Source organism: Gemmatimonadota bacterium (assembly GCA_041390105.1).
Lineage (GTDB): Bacteria > Gemmatimonadota > Gemmatimonadetes > Longimicrobiales > Gaopeijiaceae > JAGQIF01.
The window spans coordinates 1,911,981-1,928,685 of the sequence record JAWKQO010000001.1 but is presented as its reverse complement, the minus strand read 5'-3'; the positions used below and the strand labels follow the sequence as shown (position 1 = coordinate 1,928,685).

Sequence of the window (16,705 nt, the reverse complement as noted above, 5' to 3'; positions counted from 1 at the left end):
TCCGGTCGCGAGGGGGCCCGGCGCCCACGCTACCCACGACCGTGGCCGCAACGGAGGTCGCGCGTCGGGCGTATCGACCTAGCGAAGGCCACCCCTCCAACCCGGAGGCAAACCATGCGCCGTCTCCCGTCGCGCCGCCCTACGGGGAGCATCCCCGTGTCTTCCATGGCGGATATCGCCTTTCTACTGCTGGTGTTCTTCCTGGTGACCACGGTCTTCCCGCGGGATCAGGGCCTCGCGCTCGTCCTGCCCGCCAAGGACACGACCGTACCGGTTTCAGCCACCAACCTGCTGCAGTTCGTAGTGCGCGCCGACGGGTTCGTCGAGGTGCGGCGCGGCGAGGGCGAGCAGGTGCAACTGGTGCGACCCGCCGACCTACGCGCGGTCTGGCGTCAGGAGTTCGCTGAGAATGCTCGCCTCATCGCCCTGATCGAGACCGACGGCCACGCGAGCTACGAGCGGATGATCGAGGTGCTCGACGCCCTGAAGGCTGCGGGCGCCGAACGGATCTCGCTGCGCATGGTCGCCCGCTGACCGAACGCCGCCCCCCGAGGGCCTCCCGTATCCGAATCGCCATTCGCGGGTAGTCCACGCAGGAGGTCCGCAGCGGGGCCGTCTTCGTGGAGAGGTCATGGCAGAGGCGACAGAGGTCCGCGACGAGCCGCGGATGGCCTGGTCCGTGCGTATCGCGCGGGTCGCGGGCATCCCGGTCCAGGTGCACGCCACGTTCTTGCTGCTGCTGGGCTGGATCGCCTGGATCCATTGGCGGGAAGGCGGCACGGTGGCGGCTGTCGTCGACGGCGTGCTCTTCATCCTTGCCGTGTTCCTGTGCGTCGTGCTGCATGAGCTGGGGCACGCGCTGGCGGCCAGGCGATTCGGGATCGTGACGCGCGACATCACGCTGTTGCCCATCGGAGGCGTGGCCCGACTGGAGAAGATGCCGGACAAACCCGCTCAGGAGTTGTGGGTGGCGGTGGCCGGACCGCTGGTCAATGTCGCCATCGCGATTCTGCTCTGGGTCGGACTGTCCTGGAGCGGCACGCTGCGGCCCCTGGAAACCGTGGGTGTGGCCGAAGGTGGCCTGCCCGAGCGGTTGCTGATCGTCAACGTGATGCTGGTGATGTTCAACCTCATCCCGGCCTTTCCCATGGACGGTGGGCGCGTGCTGCGCGCGCTGCTCGCCATGCGCATGGGCCTGCTGCGCGCCACGCGGGTCGCTGCGGCCCTCGGGCAGGGGCTAGCGCTGGTCTTCGGCATCGTGGGGCTGATGTACAATCCCTTCCTCGCCTTCATCGCGCTGTTCGTCTGGATCGGAGCGGCCCAGGAGGCCAACGTCGTGCAAGTCCGGTCGCTGCTTTCGGGCGTCTCTGTCCGCGAGGGGATGATCACCGACTTCGAGGTGTTGGACGGACGCGATCCGCTCTCCCACGCCGTAGAACGCGTGTTGGCGGGCACCCAGGAGGAGTTCCCGGTAATCGAGGACGGGAGTATCAGCGGCATCCTGACCCGGGCGCACCTTCTCAAGGCGCTCAGCCAATCGGGCCCGGGCATCCCGGTGTCCGCGGCCATGTCGCGTGAGCCGCGCTGGATCTCGCCGGACGAGAGCATGGAGCGCGCCCTCGAGCTTCTACGGGCAGCCGACGGGAGCGTGCTTCTCATCGGCGACGGAGGCCGTCTGGTGGGGCTGCTCACGGAGACGAACGCGAGCGAGCTCGTGCAGATCCGGGCGGCACTGCAGCACGTGTAGACGGACTTCCGGGGGTCGCCGGGAGCAGAGCGCATCTCGACGTCGGCGCCGCTCCCATTGAAGCGACGACGCCAGCTGGGCGGGGTGCGCCGCGTTGCCCCCTTCGGCGCCGCCTCCTATCGTGTCTCGACGCCCAGGTCGAGACGGAACTGGCTCTCTCCCTCCAAGGAGAGGGCCGCCCCACGGGTCCCGCCTCCCACCTCCGTCCTCCTGGGAAGGCGCGGTCGCATACCGCGCGTCATACCGCCGCGTCCTCTTCCATTTCAGGAGGTTCGCACCATGCACATCATTCGTAGCACTTCCCATCCCCCCGGGGCGACACGTACGCGCCCAGGCGGTCGCCCTCACGTGAGTGCAGCCCGCGCCACCCTCGTGGCGGTGGCGCTCGCCTGGGGGGCTCCCCTGGCCGCACAGAACCAGGTCGGTGGACGCGTGATCGACGCGACCACCAACCAGCCGTTGTCCGGTGCCCAGGTGTCGATCGCGGAGACAGGCCAGGGCGGCCTGACGCAGGCCAACGGGCGCTTCCTCATCGTCGGTGTCCAGCAGGCCAACGTCACGTTGGAGATCACCATGCTGGGATACCGCACGGTAAGGCAGCAGGTGAGCACCGGCACCGTCGACTTGGTCATCCAGATGGAAACGGCGGCCGTGCTCCTGGACGCCATCGTCGTGACCGGCGTCGCAGGGGAACAGCAGGCGCGATCGATCGGCAACACGGTGGCGACCGTGCGCGCGGATGAGATCACGGAGATCGCGCCACCCGCTAACGTCGAGTCCCTGCTCAGCGGAGCGGCTGCCGGAGTGCAGATCGGCCTTGGAGGTGGAGAGGTCGGAAACGGCGCCAACATCCGCATCAGGGGAGCCAGCTCGGTGTCGTTGAACTCGCAGCCGCTTCTATATGTCGACGGCGTGCGTGTCAACGGCAACAATGCCGACGTGGGAGGAGGGGTTGGCGGTGTGGGCGTCGACAACAGCGTACCGCCGTCCCGCCTCAACGATTTCAGTCCCGAGGACATCGAGTCCATCGAGGTGATCAAGGGGCCCGCCGCGGCGACCCTCTACGGCACAGAGGCGTCCAACGGTGTCATCAACATCATCACCAAACGGGGCGCTCAGGGCGCACCCCGGTTCACGCTTTCCGTGAGCCAAGGCGCCAACTGGCTGCCCAATCCGGAGACCTACTTTCCCCACACCTATTTCGTCTGTCAGGGCACGTCGGGGACGTGCGCGCCCGGTGAGGTGACCGATTTCAGCCCGCTGCGTGAGGACCGGCTCCGCTACGGCTACGACTGGTTCCAGACCGGCCTTCCTCAGGGGTACGCGGCCAGTGTGAGCGGTGGCAGCGAGGCGCTGCGCTACTACTTCTCCGGGGACTGGAACCGGGACGAGGGCGTCGTCGACTACAACTGGCAGAACCAGCTGAATGGTCGAGCCAACCTGGATTGGACCCCACGCCAGGATCTGGACTTCCACTTCGGCTTGAGTGGCGTGCATTCCAAGCTGTCCTCTTCGTCGGCCAATCAGCCTGTCACGACAGCCATCCTCTGGTCCTGCTTCGGGGGCTGTGAAGAGGGCTCGGGGGCCAACAATCCCGTGAATGGGCCGGCCCGGGGCTACATCGGCTACCTCCCGGAGGTACTGGCGGACTCCGTGGAGGGGTTCCAGAGCGTGAGTCGGCAGACGTACAACTTCCGGGCTACGCACCGGCCGACGGACTGGTTCACCCACCGCCTGGCCTGGGGTGGCGATTGGACCGAGACCAACAACACGCAGCTGTATCGTCCGATCAACGGTCCCGGACACTTCCAGCCGCGGGGATCCAAGTCGGCCATCCGGCAGACCACGCAGTACATCACAGCAGAATACTCGGCAACGGCCACCATCGAGCCCACAGAGAGCATCTCCTTGGCCACGTCCGGCGGGCTCCAGTACTACCAGAAACAGGAGGACTGGATCTACGCGGCCGGAAACATTTTCGCGGTGGCCACCCTGGAGACGGTAAGTGCCGGCTCGCAGAAGGACGCCGCCGAGGGCTTCGTGGAGAACAAGACGGCGGGTGCGTATCTGCAGGAGCAGGTCTCCTGGCAGAACCGCCTCTTCTTGACTGCCGCCGTGCGGGGGGACGACAACTCCGCGTTCGGGCAGAACTTTGACTTCGTGGTCTACCCGAAGTTCAGCGTGAGCTGGGTGGTATCGGAGGAGTCGTTCATGGAGGACCACGATTGGCTCAACGACCTCAAGTTGCGAGGCGCGTGGGGCCGCGCGGGACAGCAGCCGGACGTCTTCGCAGCGCTGCGGACCTTCCAGCCGGCGGTGGGCCCCAACGGCGCTTCGACGGTTCGCCCCGAGAACATCGGCAATCCCGACCTGGAGCCCGAGGTCGGCGAGGAGCTGGAGCTCGGCTTCGACGGCAGCTTCTTCGATCGACGCCTGGACGTGCAGTTCACGTACTACGACCAGGCACGCAAGGACGCCATCATCCAGGTGCCCGTCAAACCGTCCGTGGGCTTCCCCGGGATCCAGTTCCAGAACATCGGCGAGATCAGCAACCGTGGGTTCGAGGTCGGTCTCAATGCCCGGGCCTTCGAGGGCGAGGACTGGGATCTGGGGTTCACGCTCAACCTGGCGACCAACAGCAACGAGATCGTCAGCATGGGGGGGCTACCTCCGCAGATCCTGAACGGTGCCAACCCGACGACGGGCTGGGCCGGACAATACTTCGCAGAGGGCTTCCCGCTCGGAGCCATCTTCCTGAAGAAGGTGGTCTCCGCGGACATCCAGGGCACTGGCGTCAACGCGCGTGGCGTCAACGTCATGTGCGAGGGCGGGGCTGTGATCCCGGGAACGCCCAACCTCTCGCGTGGGGGTGAGGCTGCGGTCGCCTGCGCCGACGCGCCCTACATCTTCCGCGGGTCACCGATTCCCACGCGGGAGGCATCGCTGGCCTCCACGCTGACCGTGTTCGGCCGGCTGCAGCTGTTCGCTCAGGTCGATTACCAGGGCGGGCATCACATGGTCAACGGTACCGCCGCCGGAGGCCACCTGTTCTTCAAGGTGACGAGAGCCATCAATGAGCGCACCGATCCGATTTTGCTGGGCTACGAGGCGTTGGGCTCGGACGGCATCAACCAGGCAGGTCTCATCGACGCCAGCTTCGCCAAGCTGCGCCGTCTGTCAGCCAGCTACACGGTACCGGAGAGCATGGCAGCCCGCATCGGTGCGGAGCGTCTGACGCTGACGTTGTCCGGACACAACCTGGCCACGCTCTGGCAGGCGACCGACGAGGTGTTCGGCTATCCCATTCGAGATCCCGAGCAGAGAGACACGGGGGCCGCCGGCTCCGACCCAGGCGGTCTGCACGCCTACGTGCAGGAGGCCTGGCCGCCCATTCGGCGGTTCATGTTCACGGCCCGAGTGACCTTCTGATGACACCCATGGAGAGGAGACGAACGGTGATGAAGACGCAGAGGGCAACACGCCCGCTGGGGCGTCGCGCCGCCTCCCACTACGGGTGGGCAGCGTGGGTCGCGGGGCTGGCCGCGATAGGCGGCTGCAGCCTGGACGACCTTTTGGAAGTCGACCTTCCCGGCCGCGTCGTCGAGGCGTCGCTGGAGGACCCGCGACTGGCCCAGACCTTGGCCAACTCCGTGATCGCGGACGTCGAGTGCTCGTGGGACAACTACGTGGCTGCGGCGGCGCACCACTCGGATGAGTGGATCGCCAGCTCCGGGAACTCGACCATGGCGCGGTGGGGACTGAGGGACGTGCCTCCGACGTTCGCGTCCATGGCCACGGCGGCGTGCGGGACCAACTATGGACTCTTCACCCCGCTCCACGGAGCGCTGGTCCAGGCGGAGTCCAACTACGACCGGATCTCGGGCTTCGCGGACGCGGATGTACCGAACAAACAGGCGCTGCTGGCGACGATCCGGGCGTACGGGGCCTACCCCATCATCGCACTGAGCGAAGGCTTCTGCGGTTCGCCCATCGACGGTGGGGATCAGGTCCTGACGCCGAAGGAGCTGGCGGCACTCGCCGAGACCAAGCTGACCGAGGCGATCCAGTTGGCCACGGCCGCAGGCTTGGACAACATCAAGAACCTGGCGCTGGTGGGGCGGGCGCGGGTACGTCTCACCCAGGAGAACTTCGACGGGGTGTTGGAGGACGCGGCCCTGGTGCCCGAAGGATTCCTGTTCGTGGCGACGCGTGACGCCACGCCGGCGGATCGCCAGAACCGGCACTATGCGGCCATCAATGGGCAGGCGGCCGACGCCAACTCCCAGAAGCACGCCACCATCGCGCCCAACTTTCGCGCGCTCGAGTGGAAGGGAGTGCCCGATCCTCGGGTGCATGTGGAGTGGGACGGCACGCTGGGCTTCGACTTCTTCACGAAGCACTACCGGCACGACAAGATCAACTCGTTCTCCGATCCCACGAACATGGCATCGTGGAGAGAGGCGCAGCTGTTCATGGCGGAGGCGTATGCGCGTACCAATCGACTGGACGAAGCCAGGAACATCCTCGACGCCATGCATCGGCGGGTGAGTCTGCCCGAGGTGACGGCCGCGGACCTGCCCACCCAGGAGGACGTGATCGCCCACGTGATCGAGGAGCGGCGCCGGGAGTTCTTTTCCGAGGGCGGACACCGCCTGCACGACCACCTGCGCTGGCGGGGAACGACCCACAACGTGCCCTTCCTCGGCGAGCCCGGCTCGATCCATCCCAACGGGCAATTGTTGGATCCCGAGACCGGGGCACCACTGCGGGAGTACGAGGACTGGACCTGCTTTCCCGTACCTACCGTCGAGCAGCCCTGAGCGGCGCGGTACTGCTGGTCACGGCCCGGCGGAGCTATGGCCCCGCCGGGCCGCTTTCGTCGGTGGTGTCCGACTAGCGGGAACGTGGTCCGCGCAGGCGCTCCAGGAGCGCCGTGTTGAGACGCGTGTACTCCTCGCGCAACTCCGGGGGCGAGGTGGCAGCCCCGGCCAACGAACGTTCCGCCGCGGCGATGGCTCCCTCGATGTCTCCCTTCTTCTCCAGGATGAGTGCCTGACGGTGGAGCATGCCGATGTGGCCCGGGTTCTGAGCCAACGCCGCCTCCATCAGCTCCGCGGCTCGTTCCATGTCTAGGTCATGCTCGAAGTAGAACATGGCCGCCAGGAAGTAGGGTTTCCGCTCGGCCGTGAGAAGTAGCTCTTCGAGCTGCGGCACGACCGTTTCGCGCACGTCCACGGTGAGCGTGAGGGGGACACGGACCCGATCCCAGGTGAGCGCCAACGTGGCGGAGGCGCGCTGGACATCGTCCAGGGCCAGCGTGAAGGACTCCACTGCACCTGCGAGCGCCTCCGGCCGGGCGGAGACGCGTAGCGCGTCCTTGGAGTCATCGTAGGAGTAGGAGCCCCACTGGGCCTGGACCTCCTGGAAGATGATCGTCCATTCCGTTTCCCCGGGAATGCTGAACAGCTCATAGGTACCGGCCCCGAGGCGTTTCCCACCCACCGAGACGGGCGTGCTGAAACGGATGCGGGTAGCGTTGTCCGAACCGGTGCGCCACACCTGCCCGTAGGGTACCAGCCCTCCGAAGATCGTGCGGTTGCGGACGCGCGGACGGTGATAGTCGATCTCCACCTCGGTGCCCGCGATCTGCTGCAGGACCACGGCGTGCGGGTTGGTGGTGGGAATCCGGAACGCGGACTCCGGCTCCTGGGCCTGGAGACGCAGGCTCCCGGAGAGCCCGACGAGAAGACCGACCAGGACGGGAACGGGGATGGACGGGCGCACGGACGTTGCTCCGACGTGTGAGAGGCTGCTCCGACGGTGGGTGTATATACAGAGATGACGGGCGCCCGCTTACGGGCGGCGGGGCGGGGGCAGCGGCCTGAGGTCTAGCGGGGAATGTGCGGGTTGAGACGGTAGGCCATCTCCCGGACGGCGTCGGCATCCCCGAGAGCCTTGGTGGCCCACGCATGTGCGCGCTCCCAGGGCTCCTTCACCTGGGCGAGCACTCGATAGCCCGCGGGACTGACCACTAGGAAGTGGCTGCGGCGGTCCTCTCCCGGGATCGTAGCCAGCCAGCGGTTCTCCACCATGAGCTTGATGTTGCGGCTCAAGGTGGACGCCTCCATCAGGAGATAGGGCAGGAGGTCACGCTGTGTGGTCATCTCCAGCATGGCCACGGCGGCCAGGATGGTGAGTTGGTTGGCAGTGATCCCACACTCGCGCAGCTCGGCATCGTAGCGGGCCGTGACGGCCCGGCTGATCTGACGCACCCGGCCCGCAAGGCAGGTGTTGATCACCCGACGGGCCATGTCCGTGCCGGCCTGTTGGTCTTTGTTGCTCATCGATCGGGTCGGACTGCCGCTGTGCGCATGCCCAGAATCTACCAGCATTAGTTGTATGCGGAAGCATCTTTCCCGGGCTGTCCGCCGCCCCGGCTCGGGCCCGACCCTTCCGGTAACCAGCGCGCTCGCCCCGGCGTACTCCCTCTGTGTGTATCTACAAATACCATCGGAGGATCCGCGTGTCCGCAGGCGTGCCCGCCCCGCTGGGTCAGGATAACCTGGGGGGCCTTCGAGGCCAGTTTCCAACGGCGGTGACCGAGGGAGCAGGGGCCCTTCCGGGGCTCGGGGGTCTGGTGGTGGTGGGGGGCTGGTTCGCACTCACGCTGTGGATGGCCAGCGCGGGGGTCTTCGTGTGGGGGCGTGGTGTCGGGCCGCTCGGACCCGTACAGGTGGCGATCTTCCTTCCTCTGCTGATCTGGAGCGCGGCCTACGCGCTCTCGCCGGCACTGCGCGCCTGGGTTCAGCGGTTGGACGTCACGTTCCTCTCCGCCGTCCAGGTTCTCCGCATCCTGGGCGCCGCCCACCTGGTCTCGTGGGGTGCGGGCATCATGGCCGGGACCTTCGCGCTGTCCGTGGGGATCGGGAACCTACTGGTGGCCTTGTTGGCGTTGGTAACCACCTACCGTGTTGCTCATCGGCTCCGGGGGTGGCGGACGTGGCTGACGGCGCTGACGGTGATGGGGATGACGGAGTTCTCCATGACCATCGCGCTGGCGGTACTGGGCCGCTTTGCTACTCCAACTCCGTTCGATCCGCCAATGCGGGCCGGTGGCTACCTGGACTTTCGCGTGCCGCCGCTCAGCATTTTTCCGACGTACTTGATCCCGCTTTTCCTCACCGTCCACCTGATCACATTGGCGCGGCTCTTCCCGCGCCGCGGAGCCCGTGGGGCGCAGGCCGCCGCGATGCTTCTGGCCGTCTTCAGCCTGAGTGCGCCCCAGCACGTGAACGCGCAGCAGCTTGTGGGCCGTGTCCTGGATGGGGCAGCGCGAGCGGGAGTCGCTGCCGCCGACGTGGCCGTCCTGGATTCGACCGGGACGGCCATTGCCCGAACGCGCACGGGAGACGTAGGGGACTTCGTCGCTCACCTCCCAAGACCCGGATCCTTCGCGCTGAACGTGGACGCACTGGGGTACGCGTCGGCCATCACGGGAGCGCTGGTCGTCGGCGCTGGCGACGTCGTAGAAATGGAGATTCCGCTTTCGGTCGATGCGATCGCGCTCACGCCGATTCTGGTGACGGCGCGACGCTCCGACGCACGAACGTTGGCCGACTTCCGCCGTCGGCAGGATGTCGGAGAGAGGATGGGTGTGGGCGTGTTCTTCGATCGTGAGGCGATTGCCCGGCTGTTCAACCTGGCGACCCCGCTGGCCCAACTCCCGCGGATGGTGACGCACTACGACGAGAACGGCTACCTGCACATAGGGGACCCGCGTTGCCCAGGCGGCATCTTCCTCAACGGGATCTGGGCTGGCGATCGACCGGTGGACGTGTTCATGACCCCAGAGGAAGTTGAAGCGGTGGAGGTCTATCGCCCGGGAGAGTTGCCCATTGATCTTCGGCGGCCGCCGCCCGGGTTTGGGCCCTGCACCGCCATCGTCGTCTGGACCCGCCAAGGCGCCACGACGCAGGGTGGACGCGCCTGGCTGCGCTTCGGGATCCTGGGTCTACTCGCGGGGGGCACGGCCCTCCTGCTCACGGTCAGCTAGCCCCGCCGTTCCCGCCGCGGAGCAGCAAGCCCGCGACATGAGCCCACCGGTGGCTCCCTGTCGCCACTGTGGGGGAACCCGATCCCGGAGCCCCGAGTCCTGTGAGCACCTCGCGCGCCTGGCAGCTGGAAACCGCCGCAGCGGAACGCTACGATGCGGTGCTGGTCCCTTCCATCCTCGGCCCTGCCGCACAGGCGCTCGTTCGCTGGACGTCGCCGGCGGTGGGTGACACGGTTCTCGATCTCGGGTGTGGAACCGGCGCGGCCGCGCGCCATGCAGCCGCAGCCGCCGGTCCCAGCGGCCGCGTCGTGGCCGTGGATGTTCAGCCCGCGATGCTCGAGGTGGGGGCACGGGGATCGGACGCGGGCGCTCCCATCGATTGGATGCAAGCTCCAGCGGATCGGCTACCCCTGCCCGACGGGAGCGTCGATCTGGTGCTCTGCGCGCAGGTGCTGCAGTTCCTGTCGGATCGGGAGGCCGCGCTCGCCGAGGTCCGACGCGTGCTTCGTCCGGGTGGGCGCCTCGCCCTCAGCCTATGGGCTCCGCTCCCGCAGAGCCCCTACTTCGACGCGCTGGTGCACTCCATCGGCGCCCACATCGGGCAGGAGGTGGCTGGCGGTCTAGCCGCCGCGTTCGCGCTGGTGGACGCGGACGCGGTGCGTCCCCTGCTGCATCACAATGGGTTTGTGGCAGTGGAAACGGCGAGTCCCACGCTCGAGCTCCGCTTGCCCGGTGCCGCGCGCTTCGTCTCGACCCACGTCGCAGCCACACCGATGGCGGCGGGCTTCGCCGCGGCGCCGGCAAGTGCGCGAACTGCCGTCGTGGCAGACGTCGCAGAGCGGATGCAGGCCTTTGCCCGCGACGGGGACTGGGTCGTGCCTTTCACGGTGCTTTGTGTTCGGGGGGCTCGACCAACGCGGTAACGGCGGCGCTGGTGCGCGGGACGTCGAAGCGCCCCCTCAGGATGCGGGCAGACACCACGCCGTGTGCAGCGCACAGAGCCGTTCGAGCATCTCCTCGTTCTCCTGGCGCGTCTGCTCGCGCTCTTTCTCGCCCGCGAGCAGAACGATGACGCCATGGGGGTCGGGCGTTTCGTTCAGCATCACCGGATGCCGCAGCGTGGGACCGGAGCCGATGTCCCTGCCCGTCACCCCGGGGGCGTAGAACATGTAGTGCGGAGTCATGAACGTGCCGATGCTCTCGTCGCGCTCGGTGGACCGGTAAGCGCGCAGGAGAGGGGCGAGCATGTAGGAGACGCCCGAGCGAGGTGGAGCGCCGTAGCGTCCGCTGCGAAACCCTTCCTGCAGGCGGCGCTTCGCCTCCGACGCCGGAACGCCAGTGGCCCGCCAGCGGCCCAGGTCCAGGTAGGTCCGCAAGTGATCGGTGCCGGCCGCGTCGAACGCGATCGGGATCAGGATGTCCTCGGCGTACTCGTCGAAGGGCCAGGTGCCGTGACGAATGGCCGGATCGTCCCGCCCCACCAGCGCGTGAAAGCCGTTGCTGCCATGTTGCACCACCTCGTACCCGCTTCCGGAACGATAGACGTAGACTGTGGCCTCGTCTCGCAGGTGTTCCGGCAAGGCGCTCCTGGCCAACTGCACCTCGAGGTCCTCGGGCAGGGCAGGGGGGTCGTTCAGAGGCACGCCTCCGCTCGTGAGCGGGGCGCACAGGAGCAGCGCCGTCAGGGTCTTCATGGGCATGGTTCCGTCTGCGGGATCGATCCCGGGGCACGGGGAGGACACACGGCTTCCTACGCTTATATGTATATACCATTACAGGGCTCGCATACGGCTCTCGAGCCCCCGGCGGCTGCGGGAGGGAGCGGGAACGGGCCGCTGTAATCGACGAGGCGTCGCGACCGTAAGCAGCCTAGATGTGTGTATCTGCACACATAGGGCGCGGGTCGCCGCGAGCTGGAGAGGGACATGTTCGTGAGAAGGGACACCGTGGGCCTCGGCTGTCTGCTGCTCGTGATGGGGTCGGGACGCTGTGTCAGCGATCCGCTCGCGGCACTCCCGGCCCTGACCGCGGGGCAGACCATCGAAGGACTCCAGGACGTGTTGCCCTTCGAAGCGCGCTACGGGGCCGGCGGCGACCGCGTACGGATCACCGTGGACACGACCTCCACAGGCGCCGAGCCCACCTTCCAGTTCACCTCGGCCCTGCGGCGGGCCGGCGAGGCGGTCGAGTACGCGGATGTAGTGGCTCTCTCACGCCGAACGGGCGTCCCGCTGTGGAGCCGCTCCCCCTCTGAAGGAGGGGCCGCCGAGGTCCGACTCGAGTACCGCGGTGCAGTCATCGAAGGGACGATCGAGCGAGCCGGTCGGGCTGCGGAGCCGGTGCGCTGCGCGCTGGAGGAAGGCGTCTACAGCGGCGTGGGTTTGGGGATGCTCCTGGCCCAGCTTCCCCTCACGCCGAGCTACGCCGTGAAGCTTCCCTTGCTGCGGCGTTCCACCTGTACCATTGCATGGATTCCGGTCGCCGTAGCGGGACGTGAGACACTGGTTGGCGTGAATGGCCAGCGCTTCGACACGTGGCGCGTCGACGCTGGACCGTTCGGCACCTACTGGACCACGCCCGCCGCGCCCTATGTGATTCGACGGGCGACGGCGGGCGGGATCGTCCAGGAACTTCTGTCCTGGGAGATCCGGTAGCGGATACGCCTCAGCGCACGCCTACATCACCGGTCTTGGGCTCCTGGTCCTGCCAGAAGTAGTGGGGCAAAGGCCGCTGACGGGGGTAGATCTCGTCGAGGGTGTGGGCGTCGTAGAGGCGTCCGTTCTTCATCACGTGCGAGATGCTGCTGGAGTTGCGGATGTTGTCCAGCGGGCTCTGATCAAAGACCAGGATGTCCGCCAGCTTGCCCGCCTCCAGCGACCCCAGGTCGTTGCCGAACCCGATGGCCTCTGCGCCGTAGATGGTGGCCAGACGTAGTGCGTCGTGCTCGGACAACCCTCCCGATTGGATGCTCCACAACTCCCAGTGATACCCCACCCCGTGGATCTGACCGTGCGAGCCTACGCCGGCCCGGCCGCCGGCGTCGACCAGGTCCTTCACGAAGCGTGCGTGCTTGTAGAAGACGTGCTCCTCGTCCCGGAACCAACCTGCGCCGGGGCCGCCGCGGCGCGCGGCGCGTGATTCCAGTTCCTCGTAGGGCGTGAGGTGCCGCAGCTTGGCGTCGTCGAGCACCTCCTCCGTAGCGTAGTAGTAGTTCTCGGCCCAGGGCCCGCCGTAGGAGACGAGCAGCGTGGGTGTGTAGGTGGTCTGCGTCTGGTTGAACAGGCGAACCACGTCGCCATAGATCGGGGCAATCGGGAGCGAGTGCTCCAGCCCGGAGTAGCCGTCGATCGTATGGGTCATGTTGAGCTTGAAGTCGATGCCTCCCTCTACCGTGGGCATCAGCTCCAGTTCGCGAGCCGCCATGATCAGCCACTGCCGCTGCTGACGGTTGCCCGCCATGTACATCTTGAAGGTGTTGAGTCCGTAGTAGTCCTTGTAGCGCTTGAGGACGTCCCGGGCGTGGTCCAAGCTGCGAACGTTCTCACCCGAGAAGACGCCGGGGCCTGTGTGGTAGATGCGGGGCCCGATCATCTGCCCGGACTCCACCCGGTCGTGGTAGGTCAGGACATCCGTGGTTGCGGTCTGCACGTCCTGGGTGGTGGTGACCCCATAGGCCAGGTTCGTGAGGTACTGCCAGACCTGGTTGGAGTGGATGTCGTTGATCAGCCACTGCGTGTGATAGTGGGTGTCCACGAAGCCGGGCGTGATGGTCTTTCCGCTGACGTCGATGACCTGCGCGTCAGCGGGCACCTCCACCTGGCCGCGCGCTCCCACGGCCACGATGCGATCGTCCCGCACCACGATGTCGGCATTGTCGATGATCTCGCGTCCACGCATGGTCACCGCGCGTCCGCCCCGCAGCACCACGGTCCCGCGCGGCACGTCGCGTGCCACTTCGATGGTGATGCGCTGCTCGGCTGGCTCATAGCCGGGAGCTTCGGCTTGTTGCGCCTCCTCGGCCTGATCTCCGGCGCCCCGCTCGCTCGTCGCCGCCTCCACGCTGTCCTCGACGATGCGCGCCCGCGCCAGATCATACACCATGTGCGCGTTGCCAAGACTCCAATGCACCAGGGCCGCGTCGGCACTCCAGGCCGGAAACTGACCGCCGATGCGCGTGAGCTTGCGCACGGGGAAGGCCGCGCTCTCACCGCCCACCTGGATGGTGGGCGTGTCGCCCCCCACAACCGGGACGGTCACCACGTACAGGTCCATGCCGACCTGTGCGAGGGCCTGATCCCCCTTCGGTGCCATGATCACGCGATCGGCCGGAGGAGAGCGCTCCGCGCCGGGCTGCCGAGGCCCGTCCACCTTGACGTGCGCCTTCTCGTCCGTGCCGTCCCACCGGAACGACACCAGCCCGTTCTGGCGGTGGTAGGCGAAGATGCGGTCCGGATCGTCCGTGACGTGCAGGCCGCTCCGGCCGGAGGTGAGGCCGATCCGGGTGGCCGCGCCACCCGCGGACGGCACCCAGACGAACTCGGTGCCGAGCCCGCCGTTGAAGCCTCCCCGGTTCTCCTGGACGTCGCGTGCCGAGCCACGGATCGTGACGATGCGTGACCCGTCCAACGACCAGACGGTCTCCCGGTAGAAGCCCGCCGTTTGAGTGAGCTGTTGGGGTGCGCGGCCGCGCTGGTCGACGCGGGCCTTGTAGACGTGGCCTCCGGTCGCGTCGTCCCAGCTCACGAATGCGACCCACCGTCCGTCGGGCGACCAGGACGGATTGTGCTCACCGACCTCCTGATCGGTGAGCCGCGCTGGAGTGCCGCCGGGATAGTCCATCACGTAGACCCGATCGAGCGCCACGAACGCGAGCTTGCTGCCATCCGGCGAGGGTACCGCATCGCGGATCTGCCGCAGCACCATGGTGGGAGACGTCTCGACCGCGTAGTCGAAGCGCACGCGCGGACCGAGGTCCAGGTCCACGTCCACCCGGAACGGGATCTCCGTCTGCGTCTCGTCCTCCACGCCGATCTTCCAGATCTTCCCGCCGTAGGAGGCGACCACATTCCTGGAGTCCGGTGTGAACGAGAAGCCGGGGAGCGCATCCATGGGCGCCACCGACTCCTGGTCGTCCCGCTGTACAGGGTAGGCCAGCCAGCGCTCGCTGCCGGTGTTCAGGTCGCGAATGCGAAGACCCGTCTCTCCCCGGTGGCGCGTGCCGTAGACCAGCCACCGTCCGTCGGGTGACAGCGTGGGCCGCACCGCGGAGCCGTAGCGGGAGGTCATCGCGGTGGACGTCCCCGTCTCACGGTCGTAGACCGAGATCTGGTAGAGCGGGAAGACCGCGTTGTACATGTGACGACCATTGCGCGAGGCGTACCATACGTGGCGGCCGTCGGCGCCGAAGGCCGCGCCGGCCATGTGCGCTTGCGGACTGCCTCCATCGTGCAGCTCCACGCCGCTGCCCCCCTCCACGTGGTAAAGCCAGAGCTTCATGTTGCGCCCCTTGGACGCCACGATGTACTCCCCGTCTGGTGTCCACTCGGGAGAGAGGTAGTCGTCGGTCTTCCCTTTGGTGAGCTGCACGGTGTCCGCACCGTCCAGCGACTGGATCCACAGGTTCTCCGCGCCACTGCGGTCGGACACGAAGACCACCCGGGAGCCGTCCGGGCTGAAGCGGGGCTGGACGTCGTAGGCCATGCCGCTGGTCAGGCGCGTGGCCGTGCCTCCCTCGATGGGCATCGTGTACAGGTCACCGAGCAGATCGAAGACGATGGTGTGTCCGTCGGGGCTCACGTCGAGGGACATCCAGGTTCCCTCGCTGGCCGTGAAGCGCAGCGACTGGCCAGGCTCCAACGGAAGGTCCTTGGCCTTCTCCCCGGCACCGCCACGGGCCTGCGGCGCTTGGAACGCCGCGACAGGAGAGACGCAAAGGGCCGCCGCACTCAGCAGCGTGAGAAAGAGCATCGGGGGTCGCAGGGCGCGTGGCAGCATGGTCGGTCTCGGTCTCGGGAACGGGCGCGGTCCGACAGGGCGGGGAACCCTTGGGTCCGCGGGCCGCCCAAGAATGGCGCCCCCTGGCCAGCACCGCAAAACGAGCGGGCCAGCCTCGCCCCGGAGGGCGAAGCCGGCCCGACTGACGCCAGAACCCCGGGCTCGGGAGGTGTTGCCTTCCCGAGCTTCCGGGGTGGCCTAGTGCTTCATGCCGTGCAAGCCGGTCACCATCGCCTCGGTGTTGTGTCCGAAGCGGATGCCGTAGACGCCGTCGGTCGACTTGAGCTTGCCGGCGCCCACGACCTCGGAAACGGGATAGCTCGCTACGGTGGTGCCATTGATCTGGCAGGAGACCGTGCCGCCCATGACCATGATGGCGATCTCCTGCGTCACCTGCTCGCCGGGCCCGGCGGCGGTGTGCACGGCGTCGCTCATCTCGCCGCGGCGGCCGTTCATCTGGAAAGCCTCCGGTCCGAACCCGCGCACGATGAAGTTCCCGTTCCCGTACGCTGCGCAGTACAGATAGGACTGCTGGTCCGTGCCCATGTCGTTGCCGCCGATGAACAGGCCGTAGGGATGCGGGTGGTTGTTCAGGTTCATGTACTGGGGCTCGGTGAAGGTCGCCGAGACCATATAGTCCCCGCTCAGGGTGTTGGAGGCGTTCCAGTAGGCCACGGCCGGGCCTGTGGTCACGTGGAGTGCGTCACCGTCCTGGGCCAACTTGGCATCCTGCAGCGTCGCCCCGCGGCCGGCCTCGGCCGCGTCGATCTTGCCCATCCAGCCCGCCACCGAGATGCCTCCACCTTGCACGGCGCGAACCTCTTCCTGGGCTGTCATGTCCATCGGAATCGTCAAGAACAGCAGAGCCGCGGCCGCGAGCGCCGAGCAGCGGGTTGGACGCATGGATCACT

12 protein-coding genes are annotated in these 16,705 nt (G+C 67.3%); 7 read left to right on the top strand and 5 right to left on the bottom strand.

The annotated features are described in order from the left end of the window. Positions 1–114: 114 nt before the first annotated feature. The 4 genes from R3E10_08495 (at position 115) to R3E10_08480 (ending at position 6,567) form a co-directional block, all read left to right on the top strand. Positions 115–534 (top strand): biopolymer transporter ExbD, encoded by a 420-nt coding sequence (locus R3E10_08495; GenBank protein MEZ4415781.1) that lies wholly within the window; start codon positions 115–117, stop codon positions 532–534. Positions 535–631: 97 nt separating this feature from the next. After that, positions 632–1,747: a site-2 protease family protein gene (locus tag R3E10_08490; GenBank protein ID MEZ4415780.1), complete on the top strand. Its 1,116-nt coding sequence runs from the start codon at positions 632–634 to the stop codon at positions 1,745–1,747. 348 nt (positions 1,748–2,095) lie between these two features. Continuing rightward, on the top strand, positions 2,096–5,176 hold the full coding sequence (locus R3E10_08485; GenBank protein ID MEZ4415779.1) for a SusC/RagA family TonB-linked outer membrane protein: 3,081 nt from the start codon (positions 2,096–2,098) through the stop codon (positions 5,174–5,176). 29 nt (positions 5,177–5,205) lie between these two features. Further along, positions 5,206–6,567 (top strand): RagB/SusD family nutrient uptake outer membrane protein, encoded by a 1,362-nt coding sequence (locus R3E10_08480; GenBank protein ID MEZ4415778.1) that lies wholly within the window; start codon positions 5,206–5,208, stop codon positions 6,565–6,567. A 73-nt stretch (positions 6,568–6,640) separates the two neighbouring features. Here the strand turns inward: R3E10_08480 and R3E10_08475 are convergent, their stop codons facing one another. Next, positions 6,641–7,531: a DUF2911 domain-containing protein gene (locus R3E10_08475; GenBank protein ID MEZ4415777.1), complete on the bottom strand. Its 891-nt coding sequence runs from the start codon at positions 7,529–7,531 to the stop codon at positions 6,641–6,643. A gap of 104 nt (positions 7,532–7,635) precedes the next feature. After that, entirely contained in the window at positions 7,636–8,091 is a 456-nt protein-coding gene (locus R3E10_08470; protein MEZ4415776.1) for a MarR family winged helix-turn-helix transcriptional regulator, read from the bottom strand. Between the two features lie 179 nt (positions 8,092–8,270). Here R3E10_08470 and R3E10_08465 point away from each other — a divergent pair, with 179 nt between their 5' ends. Beyond that, positions 8,271–9,800 carry a carboxypeptidase-like regulatory domain-containing protein gene (locus R3E10_08465; GenBank protein ID MEZ4415775.1) on the top strand — a complete coding sequence of 510 codons (1,530 nt, stop codon included), beginning with the start codon at positions 8,271–8,273 and terminating at the stop codon, positions 9,798–9,800. 101 nt (positions 9,801–9,901) lie between these two features. Next, entirely contained in the window at positions 9,902–10,723 is an 822-nt protein-coding gene (locus tag R3E10_08460; GenBank protein ID MEZ4415774.1) for a class I SAM-dependent methyltransferase, read from the top strand. A 36-nt stretch (positions 10,724–10,759) separates the two neighbouring features. Here the strand turns inward: R3E10_08460 and R3E10_08455 are convergent, their stop codons facing one another. After that, a complete protein-coding gene (locus tag R3E10_08455; protein MEZ4415773.1) occupies positions 10,760–11,494 on the bottom strand; it encodes a hypothetical protein in 735 nt (244 codons plus the stop codon). 231 nt (positions 11,495–11,725) lie between these two features. Here R3E10_08455 and R3E10_08450 point away from each other — a divergent pair, with 231 nt between their 5' ends. After that, positions 11,726–12,454 carry a hypothetical protein gene (locus R3E10_08450; protein ID MEZ4415772.1) on the top strand — a complete coding sequence of 243 codons (729 nt, stop codon included), beginning with the start codon at positions 11,726–11,728 and terminating at the stop codon, positions 12,452–12,454. A gap of 10 nt (positions 12,455–12,464) precedes the next feature. On the opposite strand, the gene R3E10_08445 is transcribed toward R3E10_08450, so the two are convergent. Continuing rightward, positions 12,465–15,794 (bottom strand): amidohydrolase family protein, encoded by a 3,330-nt coding sequence (locus tag R3E10_08445; protein MEZ4415771.1) that lies wholly within the window; start codon positions 15,792–15,794, stop codon positions 12,465–12,467. A 198-nt stretch (positions 15,795–15,992) separates the two neighbouring features. Beyond that, positions 15,993–16,697, bottom strand: a complete 705-nt coding sequence (locus R3E10_08440; GenBank protein MEZ4415770.1) for a hypothetical protein — start codon at positions 16,695–16,697, stop codon at positions 15,993–15,995. Positions 16,698–16,705: the final 8 nt, after the last annotated feature.